This is a genomic window from Shinella agrisoli (genome assembly GCF_046557955.1).
GTDB lineage: Bacteria > Pseudomonadota > Alphaproteobacteria > Rhizobiales > Rhizobiaceae > Shinella.
In genome coordinates this window covers 301228-328009 of sequence record NZ_JBJIEP010000004.1, presented here as the reverse complement: position 1 = coordinate 328009, position 26782 = coordinate 301228, and the positions used below count along the sequence as shown (strand labels likewise).

36 protein-coding genes and 1 riboswitch are annotated in these 26782 nt (G+C 66.3%); of the genes, 7 read left to right on the top strand and 29 right to left on the bottom strand.

Features of this window, described 5'->3' with window-relative positions; all coding sequences use genetic code 11:
• Positions 1–4: 4 nt before the first annotated feature.
• Complete coding sequence (locus tag ACIIOY_RS05660) at positions 5–1081, top strand: DNA topoisomerase IB (RefSeq protein WP_411033649.1); 1077 nt, start codon at positions 5–7, stop codon at positions 1079–1081.
• A gap of 15 nt (positions 1082–1096) precedes the next feature.
• On the opposite strand, the gene ACIIOY_RS05655 is transcribed toward ACIIOY_RS05660, so the two are convergent.
• The 5 genes from ACIIOY_RS05655 to ACIIOY_RS05635 are packed head-to-tail and all read right to left on the bottom strand — an operon-like array spanning position 1097 to position 2884.
• Positions 1097–1657 carry a type 1 glutamine amidotransferase domain-containing protein gene (locus tag ACIIOY_RS05655; protein ID WP_411033648.1) on the bottom strand — a complete coding sequence of 187 codons (561 nt, stop codon included), beginning with the start codon at positions 1655–1657 and terminating at the stop codon, positions 1097–1099.
• 13 nt (positions 1658–1670) lie between these two features.
• Positions 1671–1982 (bottom strand): DUF2934 domain-containing protein, encoded by a 312-nt coding sequence (locus ACIIOY_RS05650; protein ID WP_411033647.1) that lies wholly within the window; start codon positions 1980–1982, stop codon positions 1671–1673.
• 29 nt (positions 1983–2011) lie between these two features.
• The gene (locus ACIIOY_RS05645) at positions 2012–2278 is read right to left on the bottom strand and encodes a DUF982 domain-containing protein (RefSeq protein WP_411033646.1); all 267 of its coding nucleotides are present in this window, start codon (positions 2276–2278) and stop codon (positions 2012–2014) included.
• Positions 2275–2667, bottom strand: coding sequence for a CBS domain-containing protein (locus tag ACIIOY_RS05640; protein WP_411033645.1), 393 nt, complete (start codon positions 2665–2667; stop codon positions 2275–2277). The genes ACIIOY_RS05645 and ACIIOY_RS05640 overlap by 4 nt, the downstream gene beginning before the upstream one ends.
• 10 nt (positions 2668–2677) lie before the next feature.
• The gene (locus ACIIOY_RS05635; RefSeq protein WP_411033644.1) at positions 2678–2884 is read right to left on the bottom strand and encodes a hypothetical protein; all 207 of its coding nucleotides are present in this window, start codon (positions 2882–2884) and stop codon (positions 2678–2680) included.
• Positions 2885–3030: 146 nt separating this feature from the next.
• Between ACIIOY_RS05635 and ACIIOY_RS05630 the strand changes: the two genes are divergently transcribed.
• A complete protein-coding gene (locus ACIIOY_RS05630) occupies positions 3031–3813 on the top strand; it encodes an SDR family oxidoreductase (protein ID WP_411033643.1) in 783 nt (260 codons plus the stop codon).
• A gap of 22 nt (positions 3814–3835) precedes the next feature.
• Here the strand turns inward: ACIIOY_RS05630 and ACIIOY_RS05625 are convergent, their stop codons facing one another.
• The 5 genes from ACIIOY_RS05625 to ACIIOY_RS05605 all read right to left on the bottom strand — a co-directional run bounded on the left by ACIIOY_RS05625 (position 3836) and on the right by ACIIOY_RS05605 (position 7976).
• Complete coding sequence (locus ACIIOY_RS05625) at positions 3836–4702, bottom strand: LysR family transcriptional regulator (RefSeq protein ID WP_411033642.1); 867 nt, start codon at positions 4700–4702, stop codon at positions 3836–3838.
• Between the two features lie 179 nt (positions 4703–4881).
• On the bottom strand, positions 4882–5718 hold the full coding sequence (locus ACIIOY_RS05620) for a bifunctional allantoicase/(S)-ureidoglycine aminohydrolase (protein ID WP_411033641.1): 837 nt from the start codon (positions 5716–5718) through the stop codon (positions 4882–4884).
• A 76-nt stretch (positions 5719–5794) separates the two neighbouring features.
• Complete coding sequence (locus ACIIOY_RS05615; protein WP_411033640.1) at positions 5795–6463, bottom strand: ankyrin repeat domain-containing protein; 669 nt, start codon at positions 6461–6463, stop codon at positions 5795–5797.
• Positions 6464–6683: 220 nt separating this feature from the next.
• Positions 6684–7121, bottom strand: coding sequence for a pseudoazurin (locus tag ACIIOY_RS05610; RefSeq protein ID WP_411033662.1), 438 nt, complete (start codon positions 7119–7121; stop codon positions 6684–6686).
• 144 nt (positions 7122–7265) lie between these two features.
• Positions 7266–7976, bottom strand: a complete 711-nt coding sequence (locus ACIIOY_RS05605; protein ID WP_411033639.1) for a fumarylacetoacetate hydrolase family protein — start codon at positions 7974–7976, stop codon at positions 7266–7268.
• Between the two features lie 116 nt (positions 7977–8092).
• On the opposite strand from ACIIOY_RS05605, the gene hpaR reads away from it, so the two are divergent.
• A complete protein-coding gene (gene hpaR / locus ACIIOY_RS05600; protein ID WP_411033638.1) occupies positions 8093–8596 on the top strand; it encodes a homoprotocatechuate degradation operon regulator HpaR in 504 nt (167 codons plus the stop codon).
• Between the two features lie 2 nt (positions 8597–8598).
• Here the strand turns inward: hpaR and ACIIOY_RS05595 are convergent, their stop codons facing one another.
• On the bottom strand, positions 8599–9111 hold the full coding sequence (locus ACIIOY_RS05595) for a flavin reductase (RefSeq protein WP_411033637.1): 513 nt from the start codon (positions 9109–9111) through the stop codon (positions 8599–8601).
• Positions 9112–9121: 10 nt separating this feature from the next.
• Positions 9122–10681, bottom strand: coding sequence for a 4-hydroxyphenylacetate 3-hydroxylase N-terminal domain-containing protein (locus tag ACIIOY_RS05590; RefSeq protein WP_411033636.1), 1560 nt, complete (start codon positions 10679–10681; stop codon positions 9122–9124).
• Positions 10682–10775: 94 nt separating this feature from the next.
• On the opposite strand from ACIIOY_RS05590, the gene ACIIOY_RS05585 reads away from it, so the two are divergent.
• A complete protein-coding gene (locus ACIIOY_RS05585) occupies positions 10776–11657 on the top strand; it encodes a helix-turn-helix domain-containing protein (RefSeq protein ID WP_411033635.1) in 882 nt (293 codons plus the stop codon).
• On the opposite strand, the gene ACIIOY_RS05580 is transcribed toward ACIIOY_RS05585, so the two are convergent.
• Positions 11658–11948 (bottom strand): DUF2218 domain-containing protein, encoded by a 291-nt coding sequence (locus tag ACIIOY_RS05580; RefSeq protein WP_411033634.1) that lies wholly within the window; start codon positions 11946–11948, stop codon positions 11658–11660. It abuts the gene before it with no gap.
• Positions 11948–12502, bottom strand: a complete 555-nt coding sequence (locus ACIIOY_RS05575) for a PadR family transcriptional regulator (protein WP_411033633.1) — start codon at positions 12500–12502, stop codon at positions 11948–11950. The genes ACIIOY_RS05580 and ACIIOY_RS05575 overlap by 1 nt, the downstream gene beginning before the upstream one ends.
• 130 nt (positions 12503–12632) lie before the next feature.
• Here ACIIOY_RS05575 and tsaA point away from each other — a divergent pair, with 130 nt between their 5' ends.
• Positions 12633–13154, top strand: a complete 522-nt coding sequence (gene tsaA, locus ACIIOY_RS05570) for a tRNA (N6-threonylcarbamoyladenosine(37)-N6)-methyltransferase TrmO (RefSeq protein WP_411033632.1) — start codon at positions 12633–12635, stop codon at positions 13152–13154.
• On the opposite strand, the gene ACIIOY_RS05565 is transcribed toward tsaA, so the two are convergent.
• A complete protein-coding gene (locus ACIIOY_RS05565; RefSeq protein WP_411033631.1) occupies positions 13151–13360 on the bottom strand; it encodes a TOBE domain-containing protein in 210 nt (69 codons plus the stop codon). The genes tsaA and ACIIOY_RS05565 overlap by 4 nt on opposite strands.
• Positions 13361–13434: 74 nt before the next feature.
• Positions 13435–14712, bottom strand: a complete 1278-nt coding sequence (locus tag ACIIOY_RS05560; protein WP_411033630.1) for an L-fuconate dehydratase — start codon at positions 14710–14712, stop codon at positions 13435–13437.
• Between the two features lie 193 nt (positions 14713–14905).
• On the opposite strand from ACIIOY_RS05560, the gene ACIIOY_RS05555 reads away from it, so the two are divergent.
• Positions 14906–15700 carry an IclR family transcriptional regulator gene (locus ACIIOY_RS05555; protein WP_411033629.1) on the top strand — a complete coding sequence of 265 codons (795 nt, stop codon included), beginning with the start codon at positions 14906–14908 and terminating at the stop codon, positions 15698–15700.
• 60 nt (positions 15701–15760) lie between these two features.
• Positions 15761–16597, top strand: coding sequence for an amidohydrolase family protein (locus ACIIOY_RS05550; RefSeq protein ID WP_411033628.1), 837 nt, complete (start codon positions 15761–15763; stop codon positions 16595–16597).
• Between the two features lie 18 nt (positions 16598–16615).
• On the opposite strand, the gene ACIIOY_RS05545 is transcribed toward ACIIOY_RS05550, so the two are convergent.
• The 13 genes from ACIIOY_RS05545 to ACIIOY_RS05485 all read right to left on the bottom strand — a co-directional run bounded on the left by ACIIOY_RS05545 (position 16616) and on the right by ACIIOY_RS05485 (position 26769).
• Positions 16616–17221 carry a thiamine phosphate synthase gene (locus ACIIOY_RS05545; protein ID WP_411033627.1) on the bottom strand — a complete coding sequence of 202 codons (606 nt, stop codon included), beginning with the start codon at positions 17219–17221 and terminating at the stop codon, positions 16616–16618.
• On the bottom strand, positions 17218–17991 hold the full coding sequence (locus ACIIOY_RS05540) for a thiazole synthase (protein ID WP_411033626.1): 774 nt from the start codon (positions 17989–17991) through the stop codon (positions 17218–17220). The genes ACIIOY_RS05545 and ACIIOY_RS05540 overlap by 4 nt, the downstream gene beginning before the upstream one ends.
• Before the next feature lies 1 nt (position 17992).
• Entirely contained in the window at positions 17993–18190 is a 198-nt protein-coding gene (gene thiS / locus ACIIOY_RS05535) for a sulfur carrier protein ThiS (RefSeq protein WP_411033625.1), read from the bottom strand.
• Entirely contained in the window at positions 18187–19167 is a 981-nt protein-coding gene (thiO, locus tag ACIIOY_RS05530; protein ID WP_411033624.1) for a glycine oxidase ThiO, read from the bottom strand. The genes thiS and thiO overlap by 4 nt, the downstream gene beginning before the upstream one ends.
• Positions 19168–19169: 2 nt before the next feature.
• The gene (gene thiC, locus ACIIOY_RS05525; protein WP_411033623.1) at positions 19170–20990 is read right to left on the bottom strand and encodes a phosphomethylpyrimidine synthase ThiC; all 1821 of its coding nucleotides are present in this window, start codon (positions 20988–20990) and stop codon (positions 19170–19172) included.
• A 90-nt stretch (positions 20991–21080) separates the two neighbouring features.
• Positions 21081–21197, bottom strand: a riboswitch (TPP riboswitch).
• A gap of 218 nt (positions 21198–21415) precedes the next feature.
• Positions 21416–22132 carry a Bax inhibitor-1/YccA family protein gene (locus ACIIOY_RS05520; RefSeq protein ID WP_411033622.1) on the bottom strand — a complete coding sequence of 239 codons (717 nt, stop codon included), beginning with the start codon at positions 22130–22132 and terminating at the stop codon, positions 21416–21418.
• Between the two features lie 31 nt (positions 22133–22163).
• Entirely contained in the window at positions 22164–22937 is a 774-nt protein-coding gene (locus ACIIOY_RS05515) for an anti-sigma factor family protein (RefSeq protein WP_411033621.1), read from the bottom strand.
• Positions 22924–23469: a sigma-70 family RNA polymerase sigma factor gene (locus ACIIOY_RS05510; RefSeq protein WP_411033620.1), complete on the bottom strand. Its 546-nt coding sequence runs from the start codon at positions 23467–23469 to the stop codon at positions 22924–22926. The genes ACIIOY_RS05515 and ACIIOY_RS05510 overlap by 14 nt, the downstream gene beginning before the upstream one ends.
• A gap of 51 nt (positions 23470–23520) precedes the next feature.
• On the bottom strand, positions 23521–23958 hold the full coding sequence (locus ACIIOY_RS05505) for a YqaA family protein (RefSeq protein WP_411033619.1): 438 nt from the start codon (positions 23956–23958) through the stop codon (positions 23521–23523).
• Between the two features lie 292 nt (positions 23959–24250).
• Positions 24251–24430 (bottom strand): hypothetical protein, encoded by a 180-nt coding sequence (locus ACIIOY_RS05500; RefSeq protein WP_411033618.1) that lies wholly within the window; start codon positions 24428–24430, stop codon positions 24251–24253.
• A gap of 163 nt (positions 24431–24593) precedes the next feature.
• Entirely contained in the window at positions 24594–25307 is a 714-nt protein-coding gene (locus ACIIOY_RS05495) for a TfuA-like protein (protein WP_411033617.1), read from the bottom strand.
• A complete protein-coding gene (locus tag ACIIOY_RS05490) occupies positions 25304–26512 on the bottom strand; it encodes a YcaO-like family protein (protein ID WP_411033616.1) in 1209 nt (402 codons plus the stop codon). The genes ACIIOY_RS05495 and ACIIOY_RS05490 overlap by 4 nt, the downstream gene beginning before the upstream one ends.
• Positions 26509–26769, bottom strand: coding sequence for a hypothetical protein (locus tag ACIIOY_RS05485; protein WP_411033615.1), 261 nt, complete (start codon positions 26767–26769; stop codon positions 26509–26511). Before ACIIOY_RS05485 ends, ACIIOY_RS05490 begins: the two co-directional genes overlap by 4 nt.
• Positions 26770–26782 lie beyond the last annotated feature (13 nt).

Below are 26782 nucleotides of genomic sequence, written 5' to 3'. Positions count from 1 at the left end.
CGACATGGCGCCGGAGGATCTCAAGGAGACCGGTCTCGTCTATGTCTCCGACAGCGAGCCCGGAATCCGGCGCCGTCGCACGGGCCGCAGCTTCTGTTATCGCCTGCCGGACGGTTCGCTCGTGCGGGATGCCGCGGTGAAGGCGCGCATCGCCGCCCTCGGCCTGCCGCCGGCCTACGAGAATGTCTGGATATGCATCGAGGACAACGGCCATCTCCAGGCAACCGGTTACGATGCGCGGGGCCGCAAGCAGTATCGCTATCACGCCGACTGGCAGGCGCTCAAGAGCGGCGACAAGTTCGACCAGCTCATCGCCTTCGCCCGGGTGCTGCCGAGAATCCGGCGCGCGGTGCGGCGCGACCTCGACGGCCCGCCCGGCACGGCCGACGCGATGCTGGCGGCGATCACGGTCCTGCTGGACGAGGCGCAGCTTCGCGTCGGCAACCGGGCCTATGCCGAGGAGAACAAGACCTATGGCGCGACGACGCTTCTGAAGCGCCATGTTTCGCTCGCCGATGGCCGCATAGAGCTGCGTTTCACCGCCAAGGGCGGCAAGCGGGTGCGCCGCACGCTGAAGCATCCGCGCCTGCAGCGCCTGCTGGAGGACTGCGCCGACCTGCCGGGCCGCCAGCTTTTCGTCTGGAAGGACGAGGCGAACCTGGTGCGGTCGATCGATTCCGGCCGGCTCAACGCCTACCTTGCCGATATTTCCGGCACCGTCGTTTCCGCAAAGACCTTCCGCACCTGGGCCGGCAGCCTTGCCGCCTTCTCCACCGCCCGCCATGCGGTCGAGGAAGGCAGGCGGCCCGTCATCAAGGACATGGCGGCGGCCGCCGCGGAGATCCTGCACAATACGCCGGCCATCGCGCGCTCGAGTTACATCCATCCGGAAATCATCGCGCTTGCCGACGCGCCGGAGGCCCTGCGCCTTGCGCTTCGCCGCCCTGCGCTCAACATTGCGGGGCTGCGGGCGGAGGAGGAGCGCTTGCTGCGTTTCCTCGAAAGCCGGAAGAACGCAGCGCGTCGACCTGCGCGCAGGAAGACGCCGGCTGCGCGCAAGGCGCAGCCGGCGTCGCAGTAGCGTGGAAAAGGATGGTCAGGCCGCGCGGCGTTCGTGGCGGCCTTCCTCGATTTCCTCGACGATCTTGGCCACGAAGGCATCGAGGTCTTCCGGCGAGCGCGACGTGATGATGCCCTTGTCGGTCACGACCTTTTCATCGCGCCAGTCGGCGCCGGCATTCTTCAGGTCGGTGCGGATCGACGCATAGGACGTCGCCTTGCGGCCGCGCAGCGCATCGGCCTCGACGAGCAGCCACGGCGCATGGCAGATGGCGGCCACGACCTTGCCGGAGTCGAGAAAATCCTTCACGACGCGCATCGCCTTTTCGTCCTTGCGCAGAACGTCGGGATTGATCTGCCCGCCGGGGAGCACCAGGGCGTCGAAATCCTTGGACGACGCTTCCTCGGCAGTGAGGTCCACATCGACCGTGTCGCCCCAGTCCTTCTCGTCCCAACTCTTGATGGGACGCTTTTCCAGCGAGGCGATCTTCACCGCCGCGCCGCGTTTCTTCAGTTCGTCGAGCGGCACGCGCAGTTCGGAACGCTCGTAGCCGTCGGTGGCAAGAATGAGTATGCGTGCTTCCTTGATGGAGGGCATGACTTTTCCTTTCTCATGATAGGGCGGGCCTCGGGGGCACCGCAGATGCCTTCGACGGACCGGCTGCTCGGCGGACGGAAGGCTTTTCGACGCTGCCCTCGGACAGCGTGTCGCGGGTCAGGTCGACAGCTCTGCGCGTGGCGGCGTCGGCCTCATCCGAATTGCGTTTCTTCCTGAAATGTTCCGGGAGGGCGACCCTTTCGAGTTCGGCGCGTTCGCGCTCGGCCTGTTCCCAATGTTCGCGGTCCTTGCCTTGCGGGCGGCCTTCCGCCTCCCACAGGACGTAGGCGCGCTTGCTGATCCATTCCTGGCGTTCGTCGTCCACGATGATGTCCCTTCGAGAGTGGCAGCGGTCTACGCCGCCGTCCAGGTGTTCACGCGGAAGCCGGCTTCCTTCGCCGCTTCGATGAAGGCCCGGCGGGCGAATGCCGGGTCGTCGTCACTCGTCAGCCCCTGCTCGCAGACGCTTTTCGCCGTCAATGCCGCAGGTCCGTCTTCGATCGGCCAATGATTCTTGAGACACAGCAGGGCATCGCGTGTGCTTTGCACGCGGATGACCTGCCTGTCGCCCTCGAGCACGACGGCTTCGTCCCAGAGCCGGTCGGTTGCAAAGATCGTCATTGCAGGCCCTCCTCGGCGGCTTTCTCGGCGGGAATGTCGACAAGGCTGACGATGCCGACGACGCGCCGGTCGTCGTTCACGACCACCAGGCGGCGCACCGCAAGCTCGTGCATGCGGGCCGCCACCGCTGCCGTGTCGTCGTTCTCGTTACAGACTTCGGGCGACACGGTCATGAATTCGGCGATGGCCGTGGAGGTGGAAAGTCCCCGCGCCAGCACCGACACCACGATGTCGCGGTCCGTGATGATGCCGACGATGGCGCCGACGCCCGGAACTTCGACCGGGAGGGCGCCGACTTCGGTTTCGAGCATCAGCCGGGCGGCCGATTGGGCGGTGTCATTGGGCGAGACCGTAACGATTTGAGCGGACATCACGTCCTTCACACGCATCTCGTGCCCCTCAGAAGCGCCCGTTGATAAGGCTGCGGCCGTTCGGGGCGGCGGGAACGACCACCTCATCCCGGTCCGGCTGGTTGAGCGGCAGGTCGACCTGTTGCGGCACGATCACCTGCGGCTCCCAGGAATTGCGGCGTTTGCGGGTGTTGCGGAGGTCGGCGTCCGGGTTGACGGCGGGTTTGCGTGGTAGCGGCTTCTTCTTCTGGCGCACGTTATCCTCCTGCGAGCTGGCTTCCTCATTGACGCAAACGCGAGGGGTCCCGCTTGGTTCCGAAAAAATCGGGGAACCGACGCGCGGTCCGGGCATTTCTGTCGAGCCGAACCCTCACGTCGCACGACACACGAATGGAGTCGCCCATGCTGTTTGCCGGAAAGGTCGCCCTCGTCACCGGTGCCGGATCGGGGATCGGCAAGGCCACGGCGCTGGCGCTGGCCCGCCATGGCGCCAGCGTCGGCGTGCTGAGCCGCACCGGGAACGAAATAGAGGCCGTCGCGACGGAAATCCGCTCGCTTGGCGGGGAGGCGCGCGTGCTTGAGGCGGACGTGGCGGACGAGGCGTCCATGCGCGCCGCAGTCAAGGAGCTTGCCGACACTTTCGGCGGTCTCGACATCGTGGTCGCCAATGCGGGCATCAACGGCGTCTGGGCGCCCATCGACGACCTGAAACCGGATGAGTGGGACGAGACGATCGCCATCAACCTGCGCGGCACCTATCTCACGCTGCATCTGACGGTGCCGTATCTCAGAAAGGCAGGCGAGGGCGCCATCATCGTCGTCTCCTCGATCAACGGCACCCGAACCTTCTCCACGCCCGGCGCGACCGCCTATTCCGCCACCAAGGCCGCGCAGGTCGCGATGGTGCAGCAGCTGGCGCTGGAACTCGGCAAGGCCCGCATCCGCGTCAACGCCGTCTGTCCCGGCGCCATCGAGACGAACATCGACGAAAACACCGAGCAGCGCGGCGCCGGCGAGGCCGGCATTCCCGTCGTCTGGCCGGAAGGCGACATTCCCGTTTCGCACGGCAAGCCCGGAACGGCCGACGAGGTGGCCGACGCGATCCTGTTCCTCGCCTCCTCCAAGGCCAGGCACATTACCGGCATTCCCCTGTGGATCGATGGCGGGCAGGGCCTGCTTCGCTGATCGTATTGTCCCGGCCGCCGCCTCACGCTGAAGGCTGGCGCCGTTCCCGCGCAAAATGCCGCTTGAGGATGTCGAGCACCTCGCCAGCAAGCTCGCCGACGATGCCGTTCCGCTCCCAGGAGTAAAGCGAGGCGACAACCGGCGGCTCCGCGCCGAAATCGGCGAACGGCTTCACCCGCCATCCTTTCGTGGCGTCGACGGGAAGCAGCGAGAGGCCAAGGCCCGCCTCGACGGCCATCAGGACGTTGCGCAGGCTTGCCGAGGTGAAGGCGACGTACCAGCGCCGGCGCTCACGCTCCAGCCGCTCGAACATGGCGTCGCGATAGAGACCGCCCGGAGGGAAGGTGACGAGGGGGACCGGATCGGGCAGGTCGCCGGTCCCATCCATGGCCGCGAACCAGGCGATCGGCTCCTCGAAGCTCGCCCAGCTGTCGGCGCTCGGCGTGTCTTCTTTCAGCACCACGATGTCGAGCTCCCCGGAGCGGTAGCGGCGCGTGAGATCCGAGCGCAGCCCCGTCGTCACGTCGAGACGGGCCTCCTTGTGGCGCTTGGTGAAGGCGGCGAAGGCGCGGGCCATTTCGGGCGTCGCGATATCGTCCGGCATGCCGATCCGGACGGAGGTCGTGCCGGAGGTTTCCGCCACCAGCGCCATCGCCTCGTTTTGCAGCGCAAGGATGCGCCGCGCGTGGCCGAGCAGCCGCTCGCCCGTCACAGTCAGGCGTACGGGGCGGGCAGCGCGGTCGACCAGCTCGCGCCCGACCGCCTCTTCCAGGCGCGCGATCTGCTGGCTCATGGTGGACTGGGTCATGTGGAGCCGGTCGGCCGCGGTTGTGAAGCTGCCGGCGTCGGCGATCGCCACGAAGGCCCGGAGCAGGCGCGGGTCGAGCATGACACCTCCATCGAAACTCGGAATACCGTCTATCTCAACATCCAATTTGCGCATGATTCAAGCCGATGATGGCGATAGGGCATGACGGGCCGATGCGCTGCGGGCAGGTGATGCCCTCTGCGGCTGAACGAAAAACCCGCGCCGGCCGGGCGCGGGTTCGTTGAGGGGCCGGCCGATGCCTAGCGGCGCGAGCCGAAGGGTTTCAGCGCCATGTGGCGGTTGACGTCCTTGTAGAGCAGGTAGCGGAACGGCTCGGGGCCGCCGGCATAACAGGCCTGCGGGCAGAAGGCGCGCAGCCACATGAAGTCTCCCGCTTCCACCTCCACCCAGTCCTGGTTGAGGCGATAGACGGCCTTGCCTTGCAGCACATAGAGGCCGTGCTCCATGACGTGGGTTTCCGCGAACGGAATGACCGCGCCAGGCTGGAGCGTGACGATCGTCACATGCATGTCATGGCGCAGATCCGACGGGTCGACGAAACGCGTCGTCGCCCAGCGCCCTTCCGTGCCGGGCATGGCGGCCGGGGCGACGTCCTTTTCGTTGAGGACCAGCGGCTCGGGATGATCGAGGCCGTCGACCGCCTCGTAGGCCTTGCGGATCCAGTGGAAGCGGGCATGGGCGCCCGAGCGGTTGTGCAGCGACCATTGCAGGCCGGGCGGCAGGAAGGCATAGCCGCCCGGTTGCAGGGTATGCCTGCCGCTTGGCAGCGTCAGCTCCACGTCGCCGTCGACGACGAAGAGCACGCCTTCGGCTTGCGGATCCTGCTCGGGCCGGTCGCTGCCGCCGCCCGGCGCGACCTCCATGACGTATTGCGAGAAGGTCTCGGCAAAACCGGAAAGGGGGCGGGCGATCACCCAGCAACGCGTGTCGGTCCAGAAGGGCAGGTAGCTGGTGACGATGTCCTGCATCACCCCCTTCGGGATCACGGCGTAGGCCTGCGTGAAGACGGCGCGGCCGGTCAGGAGGTCGCTCTGCGGCGGATGGCCGCCGAGAGAGGAATAGTAGCTTCGTTGCATCGTCTCAGGCCCTTTGTCTTGAGTGTTTCCGGTGTTTTCGGCGGATTTGGCCTCCGCCTTGTTCCTGGGAGCGGCGTTACTTCGCCCCCGCATCCTCCAGCAGCGCCACGATCCCGCCATAGCCGCGTCCCCGGGCATGCTGGAGCGGCGTCACGCCGTCATTGTCGGCAAGGTCGACGTTCGCGCCGGCCTTGATCAGCAGTTCGACGATCTTCACGTGGCGCGGCCCGCCGTCGCCGAGGAGGATCGCCTCCAGGAGCGCCGTCCATCCGAGGCGGTTGACGTGGTCCACGTCGACGCCAGCCTCGATCAGCGTGTCGACCGTCTCGACGTGGCCGCGCTCGGCGGCCGGGATGAGGGCGGTGCCGCCGTAGCGATTGACGCTTCTGAGATCGGCGCCATGGGAAAGCGTGAGCTTGAGGATCTCGAGATGGCCGCGTGCGCCGGCGTAGAGATAGGGACTGTCGTCGATGCCGTCCTTGGCGTTGACGTCGGCGCCGGCCTCGATCAGCGCGCGGGCCGCGTTCACCTTGTTGCCGTGCGCGGCGACGAGGAGCGCGGTTGCGCCGCTGGCGTCCCGGGCGTCGATCTCGGCGCCCCCGGCGAGCAGTGCCCGGATGGCCGTGACGTCGTCGGCCGCGGCCGCTTTGTGTAGTCGAATATCCATGGCGTCATCGGCGGCAAGAAGGGGAGGGCAGAGCGCCGCGAGGAAGAGCCAGGCCGAGAGCAAAGCGAGTTTCAGCATGCGCTATCCCGTTGGTTTGCGGAGGCGAAACTAGCAGGCGGCGGCGCCATTAGAAAATTAAATGTGTAAATCCATATCATTCAGAAGATGGAAGTCGGCCGGCTGCCGGCAACAAGCCGGGACCATTTCGCCGGCTCACCATCGCATTCACGGGCGGTCGAAGAAAACCCGGGGCGGATCGCTCCGTCCCGGGTTCCCGCCCCGCCCCCGAAGGAAGAGTTTACAGCCCCAAGGCCGCGATGGCGGCGTCCATGCGCTCGCGGGCCTTCTTCGGCAGCTTGCCGGTCTTGACCGCATCGAGATTGGCCGGCGCATCGCCGACGACCACGACGCCCACCATGCCCATGCCGAGATGCGGCGTGCATTTCAGGCCGTAGGCGCCCGCCTTGTCGAAGGTGACCTTGTAGGTCTCGTTCATCTTGCTCTTGAAGGCCTCCGCGCCGTCGGGGGTCATGCCCTTGATCGTCTCGACATTGTGCCCCTTGTCGGTCGGGATGAAGGTGACGGTGTCACCGGGGGCGACCTTCAGGAAAGCCGGCTCGAACACCATGGCGCCTTCGGCGCCCTTGTTCAGCATATGCACTTCAAAATCCGCCGCCGCTGCCGGAAGTGCGAGCGCCAGGATGACTGCTGCCGCGCCGACGATGCTCTTTGCCATGGTATGCACTGGAATTCTCCTTGCTGACGAACGTCTCTCGTTCATGAGCAAGGAGGTAGACCCGCCGGGTCGCGCTTTCTTTGACGTTGATCAAACAAGCCCGCGATGGCGCGTGGCGTCCTGTCGCAGGTTGGCGGCCGCCGGTCAGGTGACGATGACGGTGATCCCGTCCAGCCCGTCGACATGCGCCTGCATCACGTCGCCCCTCGCGATCGCGCCGACGCCGGCAGGGGTGCCGGCGAAGATGAGGTCGCCCGGCGCGAGCGTGAAGAGACGGGAGAGATAGGCTATCATCTCCGGCACCTTCCAGATCATCTGGTTGAGGTTGCCGTCCTGGCGGACGGCGCCGTTGACCGCAAGCCGGATCGTGCCCTCCCGGGGATGGCCGACCGTGGCGGCGGGATGGATCGGCCCGCAGGGGGCGGAATGCTCGAAGGCCTTGGCGACCTCCCAGGGCCGGCCGTGTTTCTTGGCTTGCGCCTGCAGGTCGCGGCGCGTCATGTCGAGGCCGACCGCATAGCCATAGACGCAGTCGAGCGCGCTGTCGGCGGGAATGTCGCTGCCGCCGCTTTTCAGGGCCACGACCAGCTCCACCTCGTGGTGCACGTCCTTGCTCGCAGCAGGATAGGGAAAGCCGTTTTCGGGCGGAACGAGCGTATCGGGATTCTTCTGGAAGAAGAAAGGCGGCTCCTTGTCCGGATCGTGGCCCATCTCGATGGCGTGGTCTGCAAAATTGCGGCCGACGCAGTAGATGCGGTGCACCGGAAAGAGCGCGGATGTGCCCTTGATCGGCAAGACCGGAACCGGTGCCGGTTTGAAGATGTACTCCCGGTCGGGCGTGTTTTCAGATGTCATGGCGTGCGGGGCTTTCGGGTAGGCATGATTGCAGCGCGGACGCTAGCATGCCGCAGGGCGGTGATCGATACCGTCTTTCGATTGCGTGGACCCGAAAAATCGCCGATAGAGGCAGAATGACGAACGGTGCCCCTGCGGACATGAACGCTCCCGACAAGACGAAAGACATGCCGCAGCGCGACCGCCGGCGCTCGCTGGCGATCGGCCTGCTGAAAGCCCGCGAGGCGGTGATGAGCCATTTCCGACCGATCCTGGCCGATCACGACGTGACCGAGCAGCAATGGCGGGTGCTGCGCGTGCTGTCGGAAGCGGGTATGCTCGACGCGTCGGAAGTCGCGGAAAAGGCTTTCATTCTCGCGCCGAGCCTGACGCGCATGCTGCGCTCGCTGGAAGAGCGCGGCTTGATTTCCCGGCACAAGGACAAGGGTGACGGACGCCGCGTGTTGCTGAGGCTCGCGCCGGCCGGGCAGGCGGTCATCGACGAGGTGATGCCGGATTCCCGCCGCGTCTATGCGGATATCGACGCCCGTTTCGGTGCCGAAAGGGTCGAACGGCTCCTCGACATGCTGGAAGAGCTTGCCGCCCTCAAGCTCGACGGCAAGGCGGGCGGCGAGGAGTAGCGTCAGCCGCCGAAGCTGCCGGCCTGCGTCGGCACGTGAACGTAGTTGCGGTCGAAGTAGAGCAGCGCATGCCCGTCGCGCCGGCAGCGAATGTCCACGACCTCGCCGATGAGGATGTTGTGCGTGCCGACGAGCCGCGCTTCCGTCAGCCGGCAGTCGAAGGAGACGATGGCATCGGCGAGCGCCTGGTTGCCGGAAGGCAGGTCCAGCCATTCGGCTTCGCTATAGCGCGCCTCCATGTCCGCCTCACGCCCCGCGAACGAGGCGGCGAGCGTCTTGTGCTCCTGGGTCAGCACGTTCACGCAGAACCGGCGGTTCTCGATGAAGAGGCCCGTCTGCGCCGAGCGGCTGTTCATGCAGACGAGCAGCGTCGGCGGCTCGTCCGTCACCGAGCACATGGCGGTGGCGGTGAAGCCGCCGCGCCCGGCGGCGCCCTTGGTGGTGATGACGTTGACGGGGGCGCAGACCCGCGCCATCGCATTGCGGAATTCCGTCTTGGAAACGCTGAGGTTCATGGCGCTGCCCTCACTCGGCGGCGTTGCGCACGGCGTCGGCGCCGAGCGGCGCGAGCCAGGTGTCGCCCGTCCAGCCGTTCTCGTCGTAGTCGGCCATGCACTGGTCGACGAGCGCCTCCATCTCCTTCAGCCGCCCGCCCCGCTCGGCGCCCTTCAGCACCTGGAGGCGCACTTCCTCCGGCGCGCCGGCATAGTTCAGCTCGTACAGCGCATGGCGGCCGCCGAATTCCGTGCCGGTGGCATCCCAGAGTAGCTTCATGATCTTGATGCGCTCGATATGGCCCATGTCGTTCGAGCCGCGGACATATTGCGCGAGATAGCGGTCGATCTCGGGATTGGAAAAATCCCTGGCGGAGGAGGGCAGGTAGATGAGGCCCGAGGCGACCGTGCGGCGTACGATGTCGATGACCCTCGGGTAGGCCTCCGACATGAAGGTGCGGTAGCAGAGCGCGGCTTCCAGGTTCGGCAGCACCGCGCCGCTCGCCCAGGGGATCGGGTTGTAGGCCATGGCGTTCGAGAAGGACCAGAATTGATGGCGGATGGCGATCACCTCGCCGAGCATCGCCTGGTTGCCGCGGAAGGCGTCGCCGCCGGTGGCGCGCAGCGCCTTGGCCAGCAGACCGGCGAGGAAGTCCATCTTCACCGCGAGGCGCGTGCAGCCCTGGAAGCAATAGCCGTGCATGAATCCGGAAGCCGGGTGGAAGGAAAGGATCTTGGCCGCATCGCGCAGCACGAGCACGTCCTCCCAGGGCACGAAGACGTTGTCGAGCACGAGGATGGCGTCGTTCTCGTCGAAGCGGGAGGAGAGCGGATAGTCGAAGGGATGGCCCTCGGCGTTGGCCGTCTGCTCGTAGGAGACGCGGCAGAACATCTTTATCCCCGGCGCGTTCATCGGCACGATGAACATGACGGAAAGCGAGGGATCCTCGGTGACGGTCGCCGAGCTCTGGGCGAGGAAATTGTAATGCGTCAATGCCGAGGAGGTGGCGACGACCTTGGCGCCCGACACGTAGATGCCCGCGTCCGTCTCCTTGGTGATGTGCACGAAGACGTCCTTGACGGCGTCGGCCGGCTTGTGGCGGTCGATCGGCGGATTGACGATGGCGTGGTTCATGAAGAGCACGCTTTCCTGGGCCCGCCTGTGCCAGGCGAGCGCATTGTCCTTGAACGGGCCGTACCAGTCGGCATTGGCGCCGAGCGTGTTCATCAGCGCGGCCTTGTAATCCGCCGTGCGTCCCATCCAGCCGTAGGACATGCGTGCCCAGTCGGCGATGGCGCCCTGCTGGGCGACGAGATCGGCCGAGGAGCGGGCGACACGGAAATATTTGTGCGTGTAGCCGCCGGAGCCGGTGTCGGTCGGGGATGTAAGCCTTTCCTGACGCTTCGGATCGTGCAGCGCATCGTACATGCGGGCGATGGAGCGCGCCGAGTTGCGCATCGAGGGGTGGCTGGTGACGTCGGCGATGCGCTCGCCGTTGATATAGACTTCGCGCCCGTCGCGCAGGCTCGCGAGATATTCGGCGCCGGTGAACGGCCGGGTCCTGTCGTTGCGATGCTCTTCCGCGCGCATGGGTATCTCCTCCTCGAAATCCTGACGAACGCTAAGTCGGAGGCGGGCGGCGCGCCATGGACAAACCAGCCAATTCGCTGGTACTTTTTCCGGTATGAGCACGCGCAACGAGGTCCCTGCCTTCTTCGTCTACGGCGAGCCGAGCCGCGCGCTCGACGTCGGTTTCCTGCATGTCGAAACCGTCATGGAACGCAAGGGCCTGCATTTCGGCCGCGTGGCGCCGCACAAACATCCGCTGATGGGACAGATCACTTATTGGTTCCAGGGCGGGGGCCGGTATCAGATCGAAGACCGTACTTGGAATTTTTCCGCTCCGGCGATCAGTTTCGTGCCGAGCAACGTGGTGCATGGATTCGATGTCGGCGAGCAGTCGGACGCGATCGTCGTCTCGATCTCGGACGACCTCCTGCGGGCCATGGCGCCGCAGGTGGATCTCGCGCTCGATGCGCCGGTGCTGCTCACCGGCAAGGCTGGGGCGCCGGGCTGGGCGCGGATCGGTGCCCTGCTCGGCATGGTGATGGAGGAATATCGCGGCGAGGCGGCGGCGGGCGAGCGTGTCTTGGCGGGGTTGATCGGCGTCGTGCTGTCGATGATGGCCCGCCTGGGCGGCAATGTCGGTTTCGAGGCGGCCTCGCCTTCGCTCGCGCTCGGGCTGGAACTGCGCCGGGCCATCGACCGCCACTACAGGGAGGATTGGCCCGTCGGCCGCTATGTCGAGGCGCTGGCGACGACGCCGCATCTTCTCGACAAGGCGGCGCGCACGGTCTTCGGCCAGACGGTGAAGGGCATGGTGCTGGAGCGGCGCCTGCTGGAGGCCAAGCGCCTGCTGCGCTTCACTATCCGCCCGGTGGAGGACATCGGCTGGGAGATCGGTTTCGAGGATCCTGCCTATTTCTCCCGCTTCTTCCGCAAGCGCACGGGCCTTTCTCCGACGGAATGGCGCCGGCGGAATTCGGAGGCCGCCGGCCCGGGCTGATCAGCCGGTCTGCCAGTCGATCCGCAGTTCCTCGCGGAAGGCGAAGCGGACGAGGTGGCGCACGACCACGTCCTTCAACTGCTCCAGGTCGTCCGCGCCCGGCGCGGTGAGGTCGATCAAGAGGGCGTCGCGCTCTGCCTTCAACCGGCAGTCGCCGATGGGGAAGGAAATCTCTCCCGCCTGTTCGTCGAAGGTGACGGGACGCTTGTGCGCAAAGTGCTTGCAGAGCTGTTGCAGGTAGCGGCTCGCGTGCCCGGTGGGAACGGCGGCTTTGCTGTTAAGGGTGGTCATCAGCTCTTCTCCACGGTGCCGGCGGCAAGATCGAGGGCTGCGGCAATGGCTTCGGCCGCTTCGTCGCTGAGGTCTCCGCGCCGCAAGCGCAGCCGCATGGCGAGTTTGAGGTTTTCCATGGCGCGGACGACGGGCGCGGGCACGCCCTCGCGCCCGCCGGGACCCCTGCCGCCGGCGCGGGCCATGAGTTCGTCGATGGCCGCGCGGTTGGCGGCAAGGAAAGCCCTGCCTTCCGCCGTGATGCTGTAGCGCTTGCGCCCGCCCTCAGCCGGTTCGATCACGGCGTATCCCATGTCGTCCAGCCAGGACAGCGTCGGGTAGATGACGCCGGGGCTCGGGCTGTAGCTGCCGCCGAAGCGGTCCTCGATGGTCTTGATCAGCTCATAGCCATGGCTCGGCGCGTCGGCGATGATGGCGAGCAGGAGAAGGCGCAGCTCGCCGTAGTCGAAGAGGCGTCCGCCATGCCGGCCGCCCCGGCCGTGATGCCGGCCGCGATGGAAAGGACCCGACCTGTCGTCGGGAGGTGAAAAGTGGCGGTAAGGGCCGCATCCCATTCTGTGCTTCATGATTTCGATATAAATCACGATATATCGAAAGTCAAGATATATCGGAATTTATATCTTTCAACGGGTGCCTTCGGACGCTATCGTCGTATTTCAGGGAATATACCGATTGGAGAGGCGCATGGTCCGGCTGAACGAAATCCGCCAGAACGAGGTTGCGGTCACGCCGCCGGCGGCGGCGGACGCGGAACTCGTCTTCATCGGCCGGATCTCGGCCCCCTGGACCTCCCGCATGGAGACGCCGCGGCAGGGGCGCCATGACGGGCCGGTCTGCACGATCGAGATTTTCGACCCCTGGGTGCAGGCGCTTGCGGGCGTGGAGCGTTTCGAGCGGCTGGAGGTGCTCTACTGGCTGCACCAGTCGCGCCGCGACCTCGTGCTGCAGAGCCCGGCCTCGAACGGCGAGGTTTACGGCACCTTCTCGCTGCGCTCGCCGGTGCGGCCCAATCCGATCGGCACGTCGATCGTCCTTCTGGAAAAGGTCGATGGTGGCCGCCTCTTCGTGCGGGGCCTCGATTGCCTCGACGGCACGCCGCTGATCGACCTGAAGCCGGACCGCACGCTCTTCAAGCCGATAGCGCCGCCGCAGCCGGGCGATTTCCAGGCCGGCCAGGCGCATATGTGCAAGAAGATCGGCGATTAATCGTCCACGGCCACCATCACGTCCGATGCCTTGATAAGCGCATAGGCTTCCTGGCCGGCGGCAAGGCCGAGTTCGTTCACCGCATCGTTGGTGATCGAGGCGGTGATGACCGATCCCCCGATATCGATGCGGACGTGGGCTGTCGTCGCGCCCAGGACGACTTCGACGACCTTGCCCTTGAAGCGGTTGCGTGCGCTGATCTTCATCCGTTTTCTCCCGTGGCTGGAACAGGAAAACTAGCAAGGCCGCGCCGGATTGAAAGGTCTTGGGGCCTGTTTTCCTACGGCCGGAACGTATAGGCTTCGATCGATTCCGGTTTCATCTCGATGGAAAAGCCCGGCAGCGACGGCGGCATGTAGGCGGCATTGCGGATGCGGCACGGATCGATGAAGTGCTCGTGCAGGTGGTCGACATATTCGATCACCCGGCCCTCCTTCGTGCCCGAGACGGCGACATAGTCGATCATCGAGAGATGCTGCACATATTCGCACAGGCCCACGCCCCCGGCATGCGGCCAGACCGGCAGGCCGTATTTCGCCGCCATGAGCAGCACGGCGAGCACCTCGTTGAGCCCGCCCATGCGGCACGCGTCGATCTGCACGATGTCGATCGCGCCGCCGGCGATCATCTGCTTGAAGACGATGCGGTTCTGGCACATCTCGCCCGTCGCCACCTTCACCGGGTGCACGGCCTTCCGGATCGCCTTGTGGCCGGCGATGTCGTCCGGGCTCGTCGGCTCCTCGATGAAGAACGGCTTGTAGGGCTTCAACGCGTTCACCCAGTCGATCGCCTGCCCGACCTCCCAGACCTGGTTGGCGTCGATCATCAGGAAGCGGCTGTCGCCGATCACCTCACGGGCGATGCGCAGGCGCCGCCTGTCGTCCTCCAGATCGCGGCCCACTTTCATCTTGATATGCGTGAAGCCCTGGTCGACGGCTTCCTGGCAGAGCCGGCGCAGTTTCGCATCGTCGTAACCGAGCCAGCCGGCCGAGGTCGTGTAGCAGGGGTAGCCTTCGCGCTCGAGCGCCGCGATGCGCTCGGCCTTGCCCGCTTCCGCCTTCCTCAGGATGGCGAGCGCCTCTTCCGGCGTCAGCGCGTCCGTCAGGTAGCGGAAATCGACGATGGAGAGGATGTCCTGCGGACTCATCTCGGCAACGAGGCGCCAGACGGGCTTGCCGGCCTCCTTGGCAATGAGATCCCAGACCGCATTGACCACCGCGCCCGTTGCCAGGTGCATCGCGCCCTTGTCGGGGCCGATCCAGCGCAACTGGCTGTCGCCGGTGACATGCCGCCAGAAGCGGCCGGGATTTTCGCGCACCCAGCCAAGATCGAGCCCGACCACCAGATGCTCGAGCGCGTCGATCGCCGCACAGCAGATCTCGTTGCCGCGGCCGATGGTGAAGGTGAGGCCATGGCCCTCCAGCCCGGCCTTGTCCGTGCCGAGCACGACGTAGGCGGCCGAATAGTCCGGATCGGGGTTCATCGCATCCGAGCCGTCGAGGCTTTGCGAGGTGGGAAAGCGCAGGTCGATCGAACGAAGGCTGGTGATCTTGGTCATGGACGTCCCCTGCGTGATCGATGGCTTGGCCGGCGGTGGCAAACGACCTTTGCCTTATCGATTGCTCATAAATGAGTAATCGATTTATATACAAGGCAAATGCATGTTTTCGTCAAGCGTAATCCCCATGCCGGGAGATTGTCGGGCGAAGACGCTGTGCCTGTGAATTCCGCCATTTACGAGGGGGCAGACCATGTCGGACGCGGAAAACGATCGTTATCGGGCGCCGGCGCTCGACAAGGGGCTCGACATCCTGGAATTGCTGGCGGGCGTCGACGGCGGCCTGACGCAGGCGGAGATCGCCAAGCGGCTCGGCCGCAGCCCGAACGAATTCTACCGCATGCTCGACCGGCTGGTGAAGCGCGGCTACGTCACGCGCATCGACGGCGACCGTTTCTCGCTGACGCTCAAGCTCTTCGGCCTCGCCCAGCTGCATGCGCCGGTGCGCCGCCTCGTCTCCTTCGCCGTGCCGGTGATGCGCGAGCTTGCGGAAGCCTCGCGTCAGGCAAACCAGCTCGTGGTGTTCGACCGCGGCAATCCGGTGGTGATCGCGCAGCAGGAAGCACCGGGCTACTGGGGTATTTCCATCCGCGTCGGCTCGCGCATCGGCCTGTTCGACACGGGGTCGGGCCATGCCCTGCTCGCCTTTCGCCCGCCGCAGGAGCGCGCGCGCATGATCGCCGAGCATGTCGGCGACGGCGGCGCGGACGGGCGCGTGACGCCGGAATTCCTGGCGCGGCTCGATCTCATCCGCGCACGCGGCTACGAGATGATGCCGAGCGCCCAGACGGCGGGCGTCATCAATCTCTCCGCGCCGGTGCTCGGCGCGGAGGGGACGGCGATCGCGGCGCTGACCGTTCCCTATATCACGCTGATCAATACGCCTGCGGCCCCCGATATTTCGGCGGCCATCCAGCTTGTCGTTGCGGCGACGAACCGGCTATCGGAAATGACCGGCGCAGGCTTCAAGTTGGAAGGTGCATCCTGATTCGTATTTGAACGCTCCATTCTTCCATGCCATCTTCGGATGGTTGGAGGAGCGACAAGCATGATCGTCGATACACACCTGCATCTCATCTACCGGGACAGGCTCTCCTATCCCTGGCTTGCCGGCGTGCCGCCGCTCGACGCCGATTTCACCTACGGGACCTATGCGCGGGAGGCGCGCCGGCTCGGCATCGGCGCGGCCCTGCACATGGAGGTCGACGTGGCGGAGGAGGACATTTCGCGCGAGACGGCGATGGTCGCGGCGCTTGCCGGCGAAGAGGGCAGCCTGCTTGCCGGCGCCGTCGCCTCCTGCCGGCCGGAATCGCCGGATTTCCCGGCCTATCTCGAAAAGGTGCTGGGCGATCCCTTCGTGCGCGGCTTGCGCCGCGTGCTGCATGTCGTGCCCGACGACGTGTCCGAAGGCGCATTGTTCCGGAAGAACATCCGGCTTCTGGCAGGCACGAACCTCAATTTCGACCTTTGCGTGCTGCCGCATCAGATCGGCAAGGCGATCGCGCTCGCCGACCTGGCGCCGGACGTTTCCTTCGTGCTCGACCATTGCGGCGTGCCGGACATCAAAAGCGGCGGCTACGACCTCTGGAAGGGCCCCGTCGCCGAGATCGCCCGCCGGCCGAACGTGTCCGTCAAGTTATCCGGCATTCCGGCCTATGGCTCGGAAAACTGGACGCTGGAGGACCTGAAACCTTACTTCGCCCATGTAGCGGAAAGTTTCGGCTTCGGCCGCATGGTCTGGGGCAGCGACTGGCCGGTCTGCACGCTCGGCGGCGGGCTTTCCACCTGGGTCGGTGCCACCCAGGCCCTGCTTTCCGGCGTCGGCCAGGAGGACAGGCAACGCGTCTTCCGCGAGAATGCGAAGCGCCTGTGGAGGCTTGCCTGACCGCGTCCGCTTGGCGCTCTATCGCCACTGCGCCGTGCGCGCGATCCATTCGCGGGTGCGTGCTTCCGGATCGGCGTTCAGCGTGATGTCGGTCACGACGGCGGCGCTGTCGGCGCCGCTCGCGAAGACGGCGGGCAGGCGGTCCGGGTTGAGCCCGCCGATCGCGACGAGAGGCAGCGGCGCGATGCGCGCCTTCCAGTCCCGCAGCCGTTCGACACCCTGCGGCGCCCATTTCATCTTCTTGAGGATCGTCGGCCAGACGGGGCCGAGCGCCACATAGTCGGGCCTTGCGGCCAGCGCCGTTTCGAGCTCGGCGTCGTCATGGGTGGAAAGGCCGAGCTTCATGCCGGCCGCGCGGATGGCATCGACATCCGCCGCGGCCAGATCCTCCTGCCCGAGATGCACGAAGTCGCAGCCTTCCTCGATGGCGATCTGCCAATGGTCGTTGACGATGAGCTGGCAGCCATGCGCCGCGCAGGCGGCTTTCGCGCGGCGGATTTCATCGCGCAGCCGGTATTCGGGCGTGTTCTTCATGCGCAGCTGCACGAGCTTGACGCCGAGCGGCACGAGGCGTTCGATCCAGCCGGCGCTGTCGACGATGAGGTAGAAGGGATCGAGCTTCATGAGAAGACGGCCTTTCCGATGACGGGGGTGGAGGGAACGGCCATGTCGCGCGGCTCGAGCGGCACGGCCCCGTGCGCCAGCCGGCCTGCCTCGATGGCGAGCGCGAAGGCTTCGGCCATGGCGGCCGGATCGCCGGCGCCGGCGACGGCCGTGTTGAGCAGCACGGCATCATAGCCGAGTTCCATGACCGCGCTTGCATGGGAGGGCCGGCCGATGCCGGCATCGACGATCAGCGGAACGTCCGGGAAATGGGCGCGGAAGGAACGGAGCGCCATCGGGTTCACCGGCCCCAGTGCCGAGCCGATCGGCGCGCACCAGGGCATCAGCACGCGGCAGCCGGCCTCCAGCAGCTTTTCCGCGACGACGAGGTCGTCGGTCGTATAGGGGAAGACTTGGAAGCCCTCGCCCGTCAGGATGCGCGCCGCCTCGACGAGGCCGAAGACGTCGGGCTGGAGCGTGTCGTGATGGCCGATCACCTCCAGCTTGATCCAGTCCGTGCGGAAGACGTCGCGCGCCATCTTCGCCGTCAGCACCGCCTCCTGCACGCTGTGGCAGCCGGCGGTGTTCGGCAGCACCCGCACGCCAAGCTCGCGGATAAGCTCGAAGAAGGCGCCGCCCGCCTTGCCGCCGGCCGTCTCGCGGCGCAGGGAGACGGTGACGATCTCCGCCTTCGAGCGCCGCACCGCTTCCGCGAGGACGGCGGGGGAGGGATAGCGCGCCGTGCCGAGCAGCAGGCGGGATGCGACCTCGACGCCATAGAGTTCCAGCATGTCAGCCTCCCTGCATGGGCGAGAGGATTTCGATGCGGTCGCGCTCGCCGAGGGTGAAGGCGGCGCGGTCCTCGCGGTGCACCAGCTCGCCGTTCACCGCGGTCGCCAGCCACTCGCCCTCGTAGTCGAGGGCGGAAAGCAGGTCTGCGAGCGTGGCGGCCGCGACTTCCTGCTCCTCGCCGTTGATGATGAAGGTCATGATGCCCTCCTTTCCGGTTGTCTCTGTTCCGCAAGCAGAAGCCGCGCGACCTCGCCTGCCATGGCGGGAGCCAGCAGGAAGCCGTGGCGGTAGAAGCCGTTGACGTGGAGGGTGCTTCCCTCCTTCGTCACGCGCGGGAAATTGTCGGGATAGGCGGGGCGTATGCCCGCGCCGGTTTCGGTGAGCCGCGCCTCGCCGAAGGCGGGATGCAGGGCGTAGGCGGCGTTCAGAAGCTCCATCAGGGAGCGGGCGGTGATGGGGCCGGCATCCTCGCTTTCGATCATGGTCGCGCCGACCATGAAGCGGTTTTTCTCCCGCGGCACGATGTAGATCGGGTGGCGCGGATGCAGCAGGCGGACGGGACGGGAGAGGTTTATCTCGGCGGTTTCCAGATACAGCATCTCGCCGCGCACGCCCCTGAGATCGGGCAGGCGGCCGATCTGCGCGGAGCCGGTGCAGTCGATGACCCGGTCGTAAGGACCGTCGTCCCCACTCGTTGCGAAGAGAAGGCGCATGCGGGCTTCTTCGAGCCCCGCGGTCAGGGCCGAAAGCGCCTGCCGTGGGTCGAGATGGGCCTCCCGGCGGAAGAACAGGGCCTTGCGGAAACGGCCGGCGAGATCGGGCTCCAGCGCTGCAATCGCCGCCTCGTCCAGCCATTCCCAGCCGCTCGTCCGGCGGGCGAAGCGGTCGAGCTCGCCGGCATCGCGGCCGCTCGCGACGACGAGCGTTCCCCGCCGATGCACCTGGCCGGGCACCGCCGCCTCCCACCAGTCGACGGCAAGGCGGCCGAGCGCCAGCACCGGCTCCTCCGCGCTCTCGCGCTCGCACCAGGGGGCGAGCATGCCGCCGGCAAAACCGGAGGCGCCCGTGCCGACCTTTCCGGCACGCTCCGCGACGGCGACGTCGAAGCCGTGGCGGTAGAGCTGCCAGGCGACGGTGAGGCCGGCGACGCCGGCCCCTTTGACGAGAATGCGCATGGTCATTCTCCCGCTGTTGCTTCGAGCGGCATGTAGAGGTCGCCGCCCTCGCGATACTTCGCCGCCATGGCCTCCAGCCCCTCCTTCTGCGCCTCGGCGCGGATGTCGTGCGAGATGCGCATGGAGCAGAATTTCGGGCCGCACATGGAGCAGAAATGCGCCACCTTGTGCGCCTCCTTGGGAAGCGTCTCGTCGTGGAAGGTGCGCGCCGTCTCCGGGTCGAGCGAGAGGTTGAACTGGTCCTCCCAGCGGAACTCGAAGCGGGCGCGCGACAGTGCGTCGTCGCGTATCTTCGCGGCCGGATGGCCTTTCGCGAGGTCGGCGGCGTGGGCTGCGATCTTGTAGGTGATGACGCCCACCTTCACGTCGTCGCGGTCGGGCAGGCCGAGATGTTCCTTGGGCGTCACGTAGCAGAGCATGGCCGTGCCGAACCAGCCGATCATCGCCGCGCCGATGCCGCTGGTGATGTGGTCGTAGCCGGGGGCGATGTCGGTCGTCAGCGGGCCGAGCGTGTAGAAGGGCGCCTCGCCGCAGGTCGCAAGCTGCTTGTCCATGTTCTCCTTGATCTTGTGCATCGGCACGTGGCCGGGGCCTTCGATCATGACCTGGCAGTCCTTCTGCCAGGCGATCTGCGTGAGTTCGCCGAGCGTTTCGAGTTCGGCGAACTGCGCGGCGTCGTTGGCGTCGGCGATCGAGCCGGGGCGCAGGCCGTCGCCGAGCGAGAAGGAGACGTCGTAGGCGCGGCAGATGTCGCAGATCTCCTCGAAATGCTCATAGAGGAAGCTTTCGCGGTGGTGATGCAGACACCACTTGGCCATGATCGAGCCGCCGCGCGAGACGATGCCGGTGACGCGGTTGACCGTCAGCGGGATGTAGTGCAGGCGCACGCCGGCATGGATGGTGAAGTAGTCGACGCCCTGCTCGGCCTGTTCGATCAGCGTATCGCGGTAGACCTCCCAGGTGAGGTCCTCGGCAATGCCGTTTACTTTCTCCAGCGCCTGGTAGAGCGGCACGGTGCCGATCGGGACGGGCGAGTTGCGGATGATCCATTCGCGGATGTTGTGGATGTTGCGGCCCGTCGAAAGGTCCATGACCGTGTCCGCGCCCCAGCGGATCGCCCAGACCATCTTCTCGACCTCCTCCGCCATCGAGGACGTGACGGCGGAATTGCCGATATTGGCATTGATCTTCACCAGGAAATTCCGGCCGATGATCATCGGCTCGGATTCCGGATGGTTGATGTTGGCGGGGATGATGGCGCGCCCGCTCGCGACCTCCTGGCGGACGAATTCCGGCGTCACGAAATCGGGGATATGGGCGCCGAAGCTCTCTCCGTCGCGGGCGAGCGCCTCTTTTGCCGCCTTGCGGCCGAGGTTTTCGCGGATGGCGATGAACTCCATCTCGGGCGTGATGACGCCGGCGCGCGCATAGGCGAGTTGGGTCACGGCCTTGCCGTCCGTCGCGCGGCGCGGGCGGTTCCGGACCGGGAATTCCGGCGTCAGGCGCTCGCCGGACGCAAAGCCGTTGTCCTCCGGACGCACATGGCGGCCTTCGTAGCTCTCGGTGTCGCCGCGGGCGGCGATCCAGGCCTCGCGCAGCCGCGGCAGGCCGCTGTCGATGGAGACGACATGGGCGGGATCGGTATAGGGGCCGGAGGCGTCGTAGACGGTGACCGGCGGCTCGCCGGAAGTCGGGTGCAGGGCGATCTCGCGCATCGGCACGCGGATATCCGGATGCCGTTCGCCGGGGACGTGGATCTTGCGCGAGGCGGGCAAGGCGCCCGTGGTGACCGTCGGGGTAATCTTTTGAGCGGCAATGTTCATCGTGAGGCTCCAAGTTCGGTTTGGAGACCCAGTCCTAGAGCCGGAATGATGGAAAGACGCCGATACGGAATCCGGGTGACGGATCACGGTCCTACAGCGCTTTCACCGTCCCTACGCCAGTATGAACTGGATCAGGTTCAACGGGTCACTGCGCTGCGAATGCCAGCAGTATCTCAGCCCCTTGTCGGGACCCCCCTGGTGAATGGCACAAGCAAAGACGCTGTGGGGCGATTTGTCAACGGGGTATTGTGTGTAAGTTAATTGTTACGTTTTACATGCGGCGTGACTTGGCATTTTCCTCGCATGCGCCGCCCTCTCCATCGTCATGCTCGGGCGGAAGAACTGTAGGAGCAAAAGCAAAACGGCGGGGTTTTGCCCCGCCGTTCCATTCGAACCGCTGATCAAGAGTCAGCTGCTCTCCCCGGCTATTCGCGTTCGCCGGTGAAGTTCAGCAGCAGCTGGAAGATGTTGACGAAGTTGAGGTAGAGCGAGAGCGCGCCGAAGACGGCGAGCTTCTGCTGGGATTCCTGGTCGAAGTTTTCCGCATACTGCTCCTTGATGTTCTGCGTGTCCCAGGCGGTGAGGCCGACGAACACGACGATGCCGATCACGGAGATCGCGAACTGCAGCGCGCTCGAACCGAGGAAGATGTTGACGATCGACGCGATGATGACGCCAATGAGGCCCATCATCAGGAACGAGCCGAACTTCGACAGGTCGCGCTTCGTCACATAGCCGTAGAGGCTGGTGGCGCCGAACATGGTGGCGGCGATGAAGAAGGTGCGGGCGATGCTCGTGCCGGTGAAGACGAGGAACACCGAGGCGAGCGACAGGCCCATGACGGCGCAGAAGGCCCAGAAGGTCATCTGCGCGGCGCTGGCCGACATCGTCTGGATGCGGAACGAGAAGAAGAAGACGAAGGCGAGCGGCGCCAGCATCACCACCCACTTCAGCGGGGTGGAGAAGATCGGCACGTAGAGGGCCGGCGTCGAGCCGACGATGAAGGCGACGAGGCCGGTGATGACCAGGCCCGCGCCCATGTAGTTGTAGACGCGTAGCATGTGCTGGCGCAGGCCCTCGTCGAAGAGGGCGGCCGACTGCGCCTGCGCGCCGTAGCCAAATCGCTGTTGTACAGGTTCCATCGATGGTCTCCTTCGGTATGGAAGCGGTTGATCAGTAGAGCGTGCGCGAGAGGTCCCGCGCGGTTTGTGCCAGGTCGTCGGCCTTGCGGCTCTCCGACACCAGCGCATAGGCGACGTCGCCGATCTGCCAGTAGGCGGCACGGGCGTTGTCGGCGTGGAAGAGCAGCACGTGCTGCACGGCGAACGAGCCGGGGCGCACGGCAAAGAGCGACAGGCGCTCGTCCTTCAGCGGCTCCAGCACCAGTTCGACGCTCGGCCCGTAAGCGGACGGGAAGACCTGCGTATCGACGACATTCCAGCCCTTCGGCAGGTCCGGCAGCACGATGGCCGTCGCCGAGCGGATCTCCGCCGGGTCGAAGGTCTCGGTCTCGGGCTGCGAGGCCATCGTGTCGCGCAGAAGCGTGGTCTTGTGCGCCCGCACGGCCTCTTCCACGAAGGCGGGCGGCGGCGTGGAGGCGACGACCTCCGTCGCGCCGAACGGGCCGAGCACCGCATGGGCCGTCCAGCCGGCGGCGACGAAGAGCGCGATGGCGGCGGCGCGTCGGAAGACGGAGAAGATGCGGCGGCGCGAAAGCGAGCGCTCCAAGAGGCGGGCGGCCTCGCGCGTCGCCTGCCGCGTCACGGTGCGGTGGTCGGCAAGCGCCAGGCGCAGCTCGTCGCGTACGCGCAGGTCCTTCATGACCTGCGCCGCGATCTCCGGCCGCTCCGAGAGATAGGCCTCCACCTCGATGCGCCGGCCGACGGCGAGCTGGTCGTCGACATAGGCGTTGAGGTCGGATTCGAGGATGGGATCATTGCTTGTCATCGCCGTTGCCTCCGACTAGCCTGAGATGCGTGACGGGTGCCGCCGCCCCGTTCTGTTCGAAAGCGCGCAGCCTCTCGCGGGCGCGGGCGACGCGCGACATGAGCGTGCCGACCGGAATGCCGAGCGTTTCGGCCGCCTCCTGGTAGGAAAGCTCCTCGATCGCGACGAGATGCAGCGCCTCGCGCTGCTCTTCCGGCAGGGAGAAGAAGGCATTGCGCAGCTGCGTCAGGCGCACCGAATGGTCCTGGTTCGCCGGCACGGACGTCTCCGCCATCTCGGCTGCCGCACCGTGGCGGCGCTCCTGCGAGCGGCGCTGGCGCAGGCGGTCGATATGGGCATTGTGCAGGATCGACATCAGCCAGTTGCGCACGTTTGCGCCGGTGCGGAAGGTCGTCTGCCGCTCATAGGCCTTCACCAGCGCGTCGTGCACGAGGTCTTCGGCCTCGTCCGGATTGCGGACGAGCGAAAGCGCATAGCGCCGCAGCGCCGCAAGCTGTCCGATCACGTTGAAGCCGGGTGTCTTTCCGTTCATGCCCCAATATACGAAAGCCAGATGGCGGTCATTCCATCGCCGGCGAAAAAATCAGAGCCAGTGCAGGACGAGCGCGGCGAGCACGATGTAGCGGCCGAACTTGGCGATCGAGACGACGAGGAGGAAGCGGGCGAACGGCTCCCGCATGATGCCGGCTGCGACCGTCAGCGGATCGCCGATGAACGGCATCCAGCTCAGAAGCAGGCTCCACCAGCCGTATTTGCGATACCAGCGGCCGGCGCGGTCAAGGTTCTTTGCGCTGACGGGGAACCAGCGGGCCTGGCGAAAGCGCTCGATGCCGCGGCCGAGAAGCCAATTGACGACCGAGCCGAGCACATTGCCGATGCCGGCGACGAGGATCAGCATGGCAGGCGCATGGCTGCCTGTGGCCAGCAGGCCCGCAAGCACCGCTTCCGACTGGGCCGGCAGGATGGTCGCGGCGGCGAAGGCCGCGAGAAAGAGGCCGCCATAGGCGGCAAGCGTGCTCATCGGCGCCCGTCGGCGGCGTCGCCCCGGTCGATGATCCTGTTGTCGCCCATGCCGTTCTCCGTCCGGACGCCGGAATGGCGCCGCGCCTTTCCGGTAAACGGTGTCGGCGGCCCGGAAAAGACGGGTGCGGCAATTTCCGGCGGGAAGCGGCGATCCGTAGCGGAAGCGGTCTTGCAGATCGGCGGCGGCCCGCAGGTTCGGGCCGCCGGCGCGATCCGCGCCGCGGAGGAACGGCGGATAGAGCGTTTCCGCCTTCCCCCGAAGCGCGGAAACGCTCTAACCCTGCGTGCGCTCAGCAAAGAGCCGAGCGGTTCATCAGCATGATGTCGTTCGTCGTCAGCGCCATGCGCGAAGGTTCGTCGATCTGGTCGAGCACGGCCCGCAGTGCCTTGTCGAGGCAGAATTCGGCGACCTCCACATCCAGCGTCCTTGCGGATTCCAGCGCGAAGGCGACGAGACGCGCAAGCGCCATCAGTTCATTCCCCCGGTCTTCAGTCTCAATGGTTTCGATTTCCATGTCCCAGCCCCCGGAGCCACACTCACTCTCAGCTCCTGCATCCGAGTATAGGCGTGACTCTTGTCCTCCGCGCGTGACTCGAGCGTGACACACGCGGAATGGGAAACTGCACGTATTTTCATGTTACAGGTTGATCGGCGGCGATACGCCAGAGGGATGTAGCGCGAAATGTCCAGTCCCCGCGTTTTGCAGGGCCTTGCGGCCGAAAACCCGATAGAACATGCATCAATTCCAGGGCGTCCTCGCGTTTCCGGTTGACGGTTGCTGCATGGAGAAGTTGCAGAAGCGACTTCCTCTCTTCCGCCTTCCCGGCCGCTTCAAGGATCGTGGACCACGTCCGCTCCTTGTAGAAGAGGCTGCGCGCACCGGCGCGAAGGCGCGATATGTCGGGCTTCTCCAGCGCCTTGGACGCCTCCAAGCGGTCCAGCGTCGCCTCTACATCGACGAGGGGAAGCGACAGCGCCGGATAGCCGAGTTCGGCCGGGCCATGCAGCAGGGCGACGTCGGCATCGTCGACGCGGCGTCCGCTTGCATAGTCTTCGTAGATGCGGCCGATGCCGACCATGCCGAAGCTGTCGCATTCGGCGGCGCGCAGGGCGCCCATGCTGGCCGCGCCGAAGACCGCGACGCCGCAATCCAGCGCGTGGAGTATTTCCTTGTGCCAGACGGGCGCGAGATGCTCGAAATTGCCGTCGACGAGCCCGACCGCCGTTGCGCCCGCGCGCACGGCGGAAAGAACATCGCCATGCGCCGCAGGCGGGCGGGCGACGATCTCGCCGCCGCAGAGCGCGGCGGCATCGGGCAGGCTGGGGCCGACGAAGAGGATCTTCATGGCGTTCCGAACAGCATGCGCGAGAGAGCCCTCGGACCGACGGCATGCCGGCGTGCGCCCTCGGGATTTTCGAGCGCGGGTACGACCATCTTGACAACGGATACCGGGAGCGACGCGTCCGCGAGCGGTACGGCGACGACCGGTTTGATGCCGGATGCCGCCAGCCTGTCCAGGCACCAGTCAAGCAGGGCGGCGGCATCGCCGGCAGGCGGCGCGTAGGTTCTTGCCGCACCGGGCCAGGCTTCGAACAGGGCGAGGGTTTCCGGCGCCAGCGGCCGGGTGAACGTTTCGGCGAAGAGGTCGTCCCGCGCGCCGCTGATATAGGTCAGGCGCGACTGGGCAACCTCTGTCAGCGCCCGGATGACGGCTCGCGCGGCGACGGGATGCGTGCCGTAGCCGATCGTCGCGTCATGGAAGAGAGGCTGCTTCCTGGCAAGGATGCCGGCATCGCCGAGCACTGCGGCATAGGTGGGAACGGCAAGGTCGCTGGTGATGTCGAAGAGCCGGAGCTCCAGCCCCGCCTCGGCAAATCGGCGAACGAGGGTTTCGACGACAGGATCGCGCACGGTGGCGGGATCGATGGCGGTCGCAAGGCGCCGTGCGCGCGGCAGCAGGCGCCACAAGCGGTCGGCATCCCGCTCGATGCGCTCGAGCAGGCCGTGCAGAACGGCCTCGGTTTGCGAATTGCCGGAGGCCAGGCCGTCGGAGGATTGCCAGAAACGCGGCGCCGGATCGGTCCGGTCGAGCAGGACGGCGTCGCGCGGCACCCAGACGCGCTCGCCGGTCACCGCATCGTGTCCCGCCAGCCAGTCGAGCGCCTCGTCTTCGGTGAGAAGCGGCTGCCCTGCGGCGACGAAGGTGTCGAGCGGCAGGCAGGCCTCGCCTGCCGCAGCCAGATCGCGCCGCGACGCCCGGCGCGCCGGGACGGACGGATCGCCCGCCACGGCCCGTTCCAGGGCCTCCATCGCGGCGGAGACCTTCGCGTCGATATCCGTGATGCCCTTGCCCTGGTTGATGACGATCGAGCGGGCATTGGGGCTGACGGCATTCCAGACCGGAATGCCGACACGGTCGAGCCCCGTCAGGCGGGAGAGCCGCGTGATGCCGAACCGGGGCAGGAGCGCCTCGATCCGGCTCCAGGTCTCACCGGGGGCGCAGATGCGGTCCGAATAGGCCGGCGCGGCCGAAGCCGGACGATGGCTCACTTGTCCATGAAGCCGCCGGAAGTGTCCATGAACCCGCCGGAGACATCCATGAAGCCGCCCGAGATGGCGTCCGCGGAGGAGGCCAGAGCGGCGAGGTTGACGCCCTTGGTTATCGTCGCGCCGGCTTTGCGCAGGTCATCCGCCGCCTTGAGGGCGCCGGTCGTCGGCGCACCGATCTGCGTGACGGTGCCGGCATCGAGGTCGGCGACCCACAGTCCGTCGTCTCCCTCAATGCCCAGAACAACGAGTCTTGCCATGGTCAGATCCTCT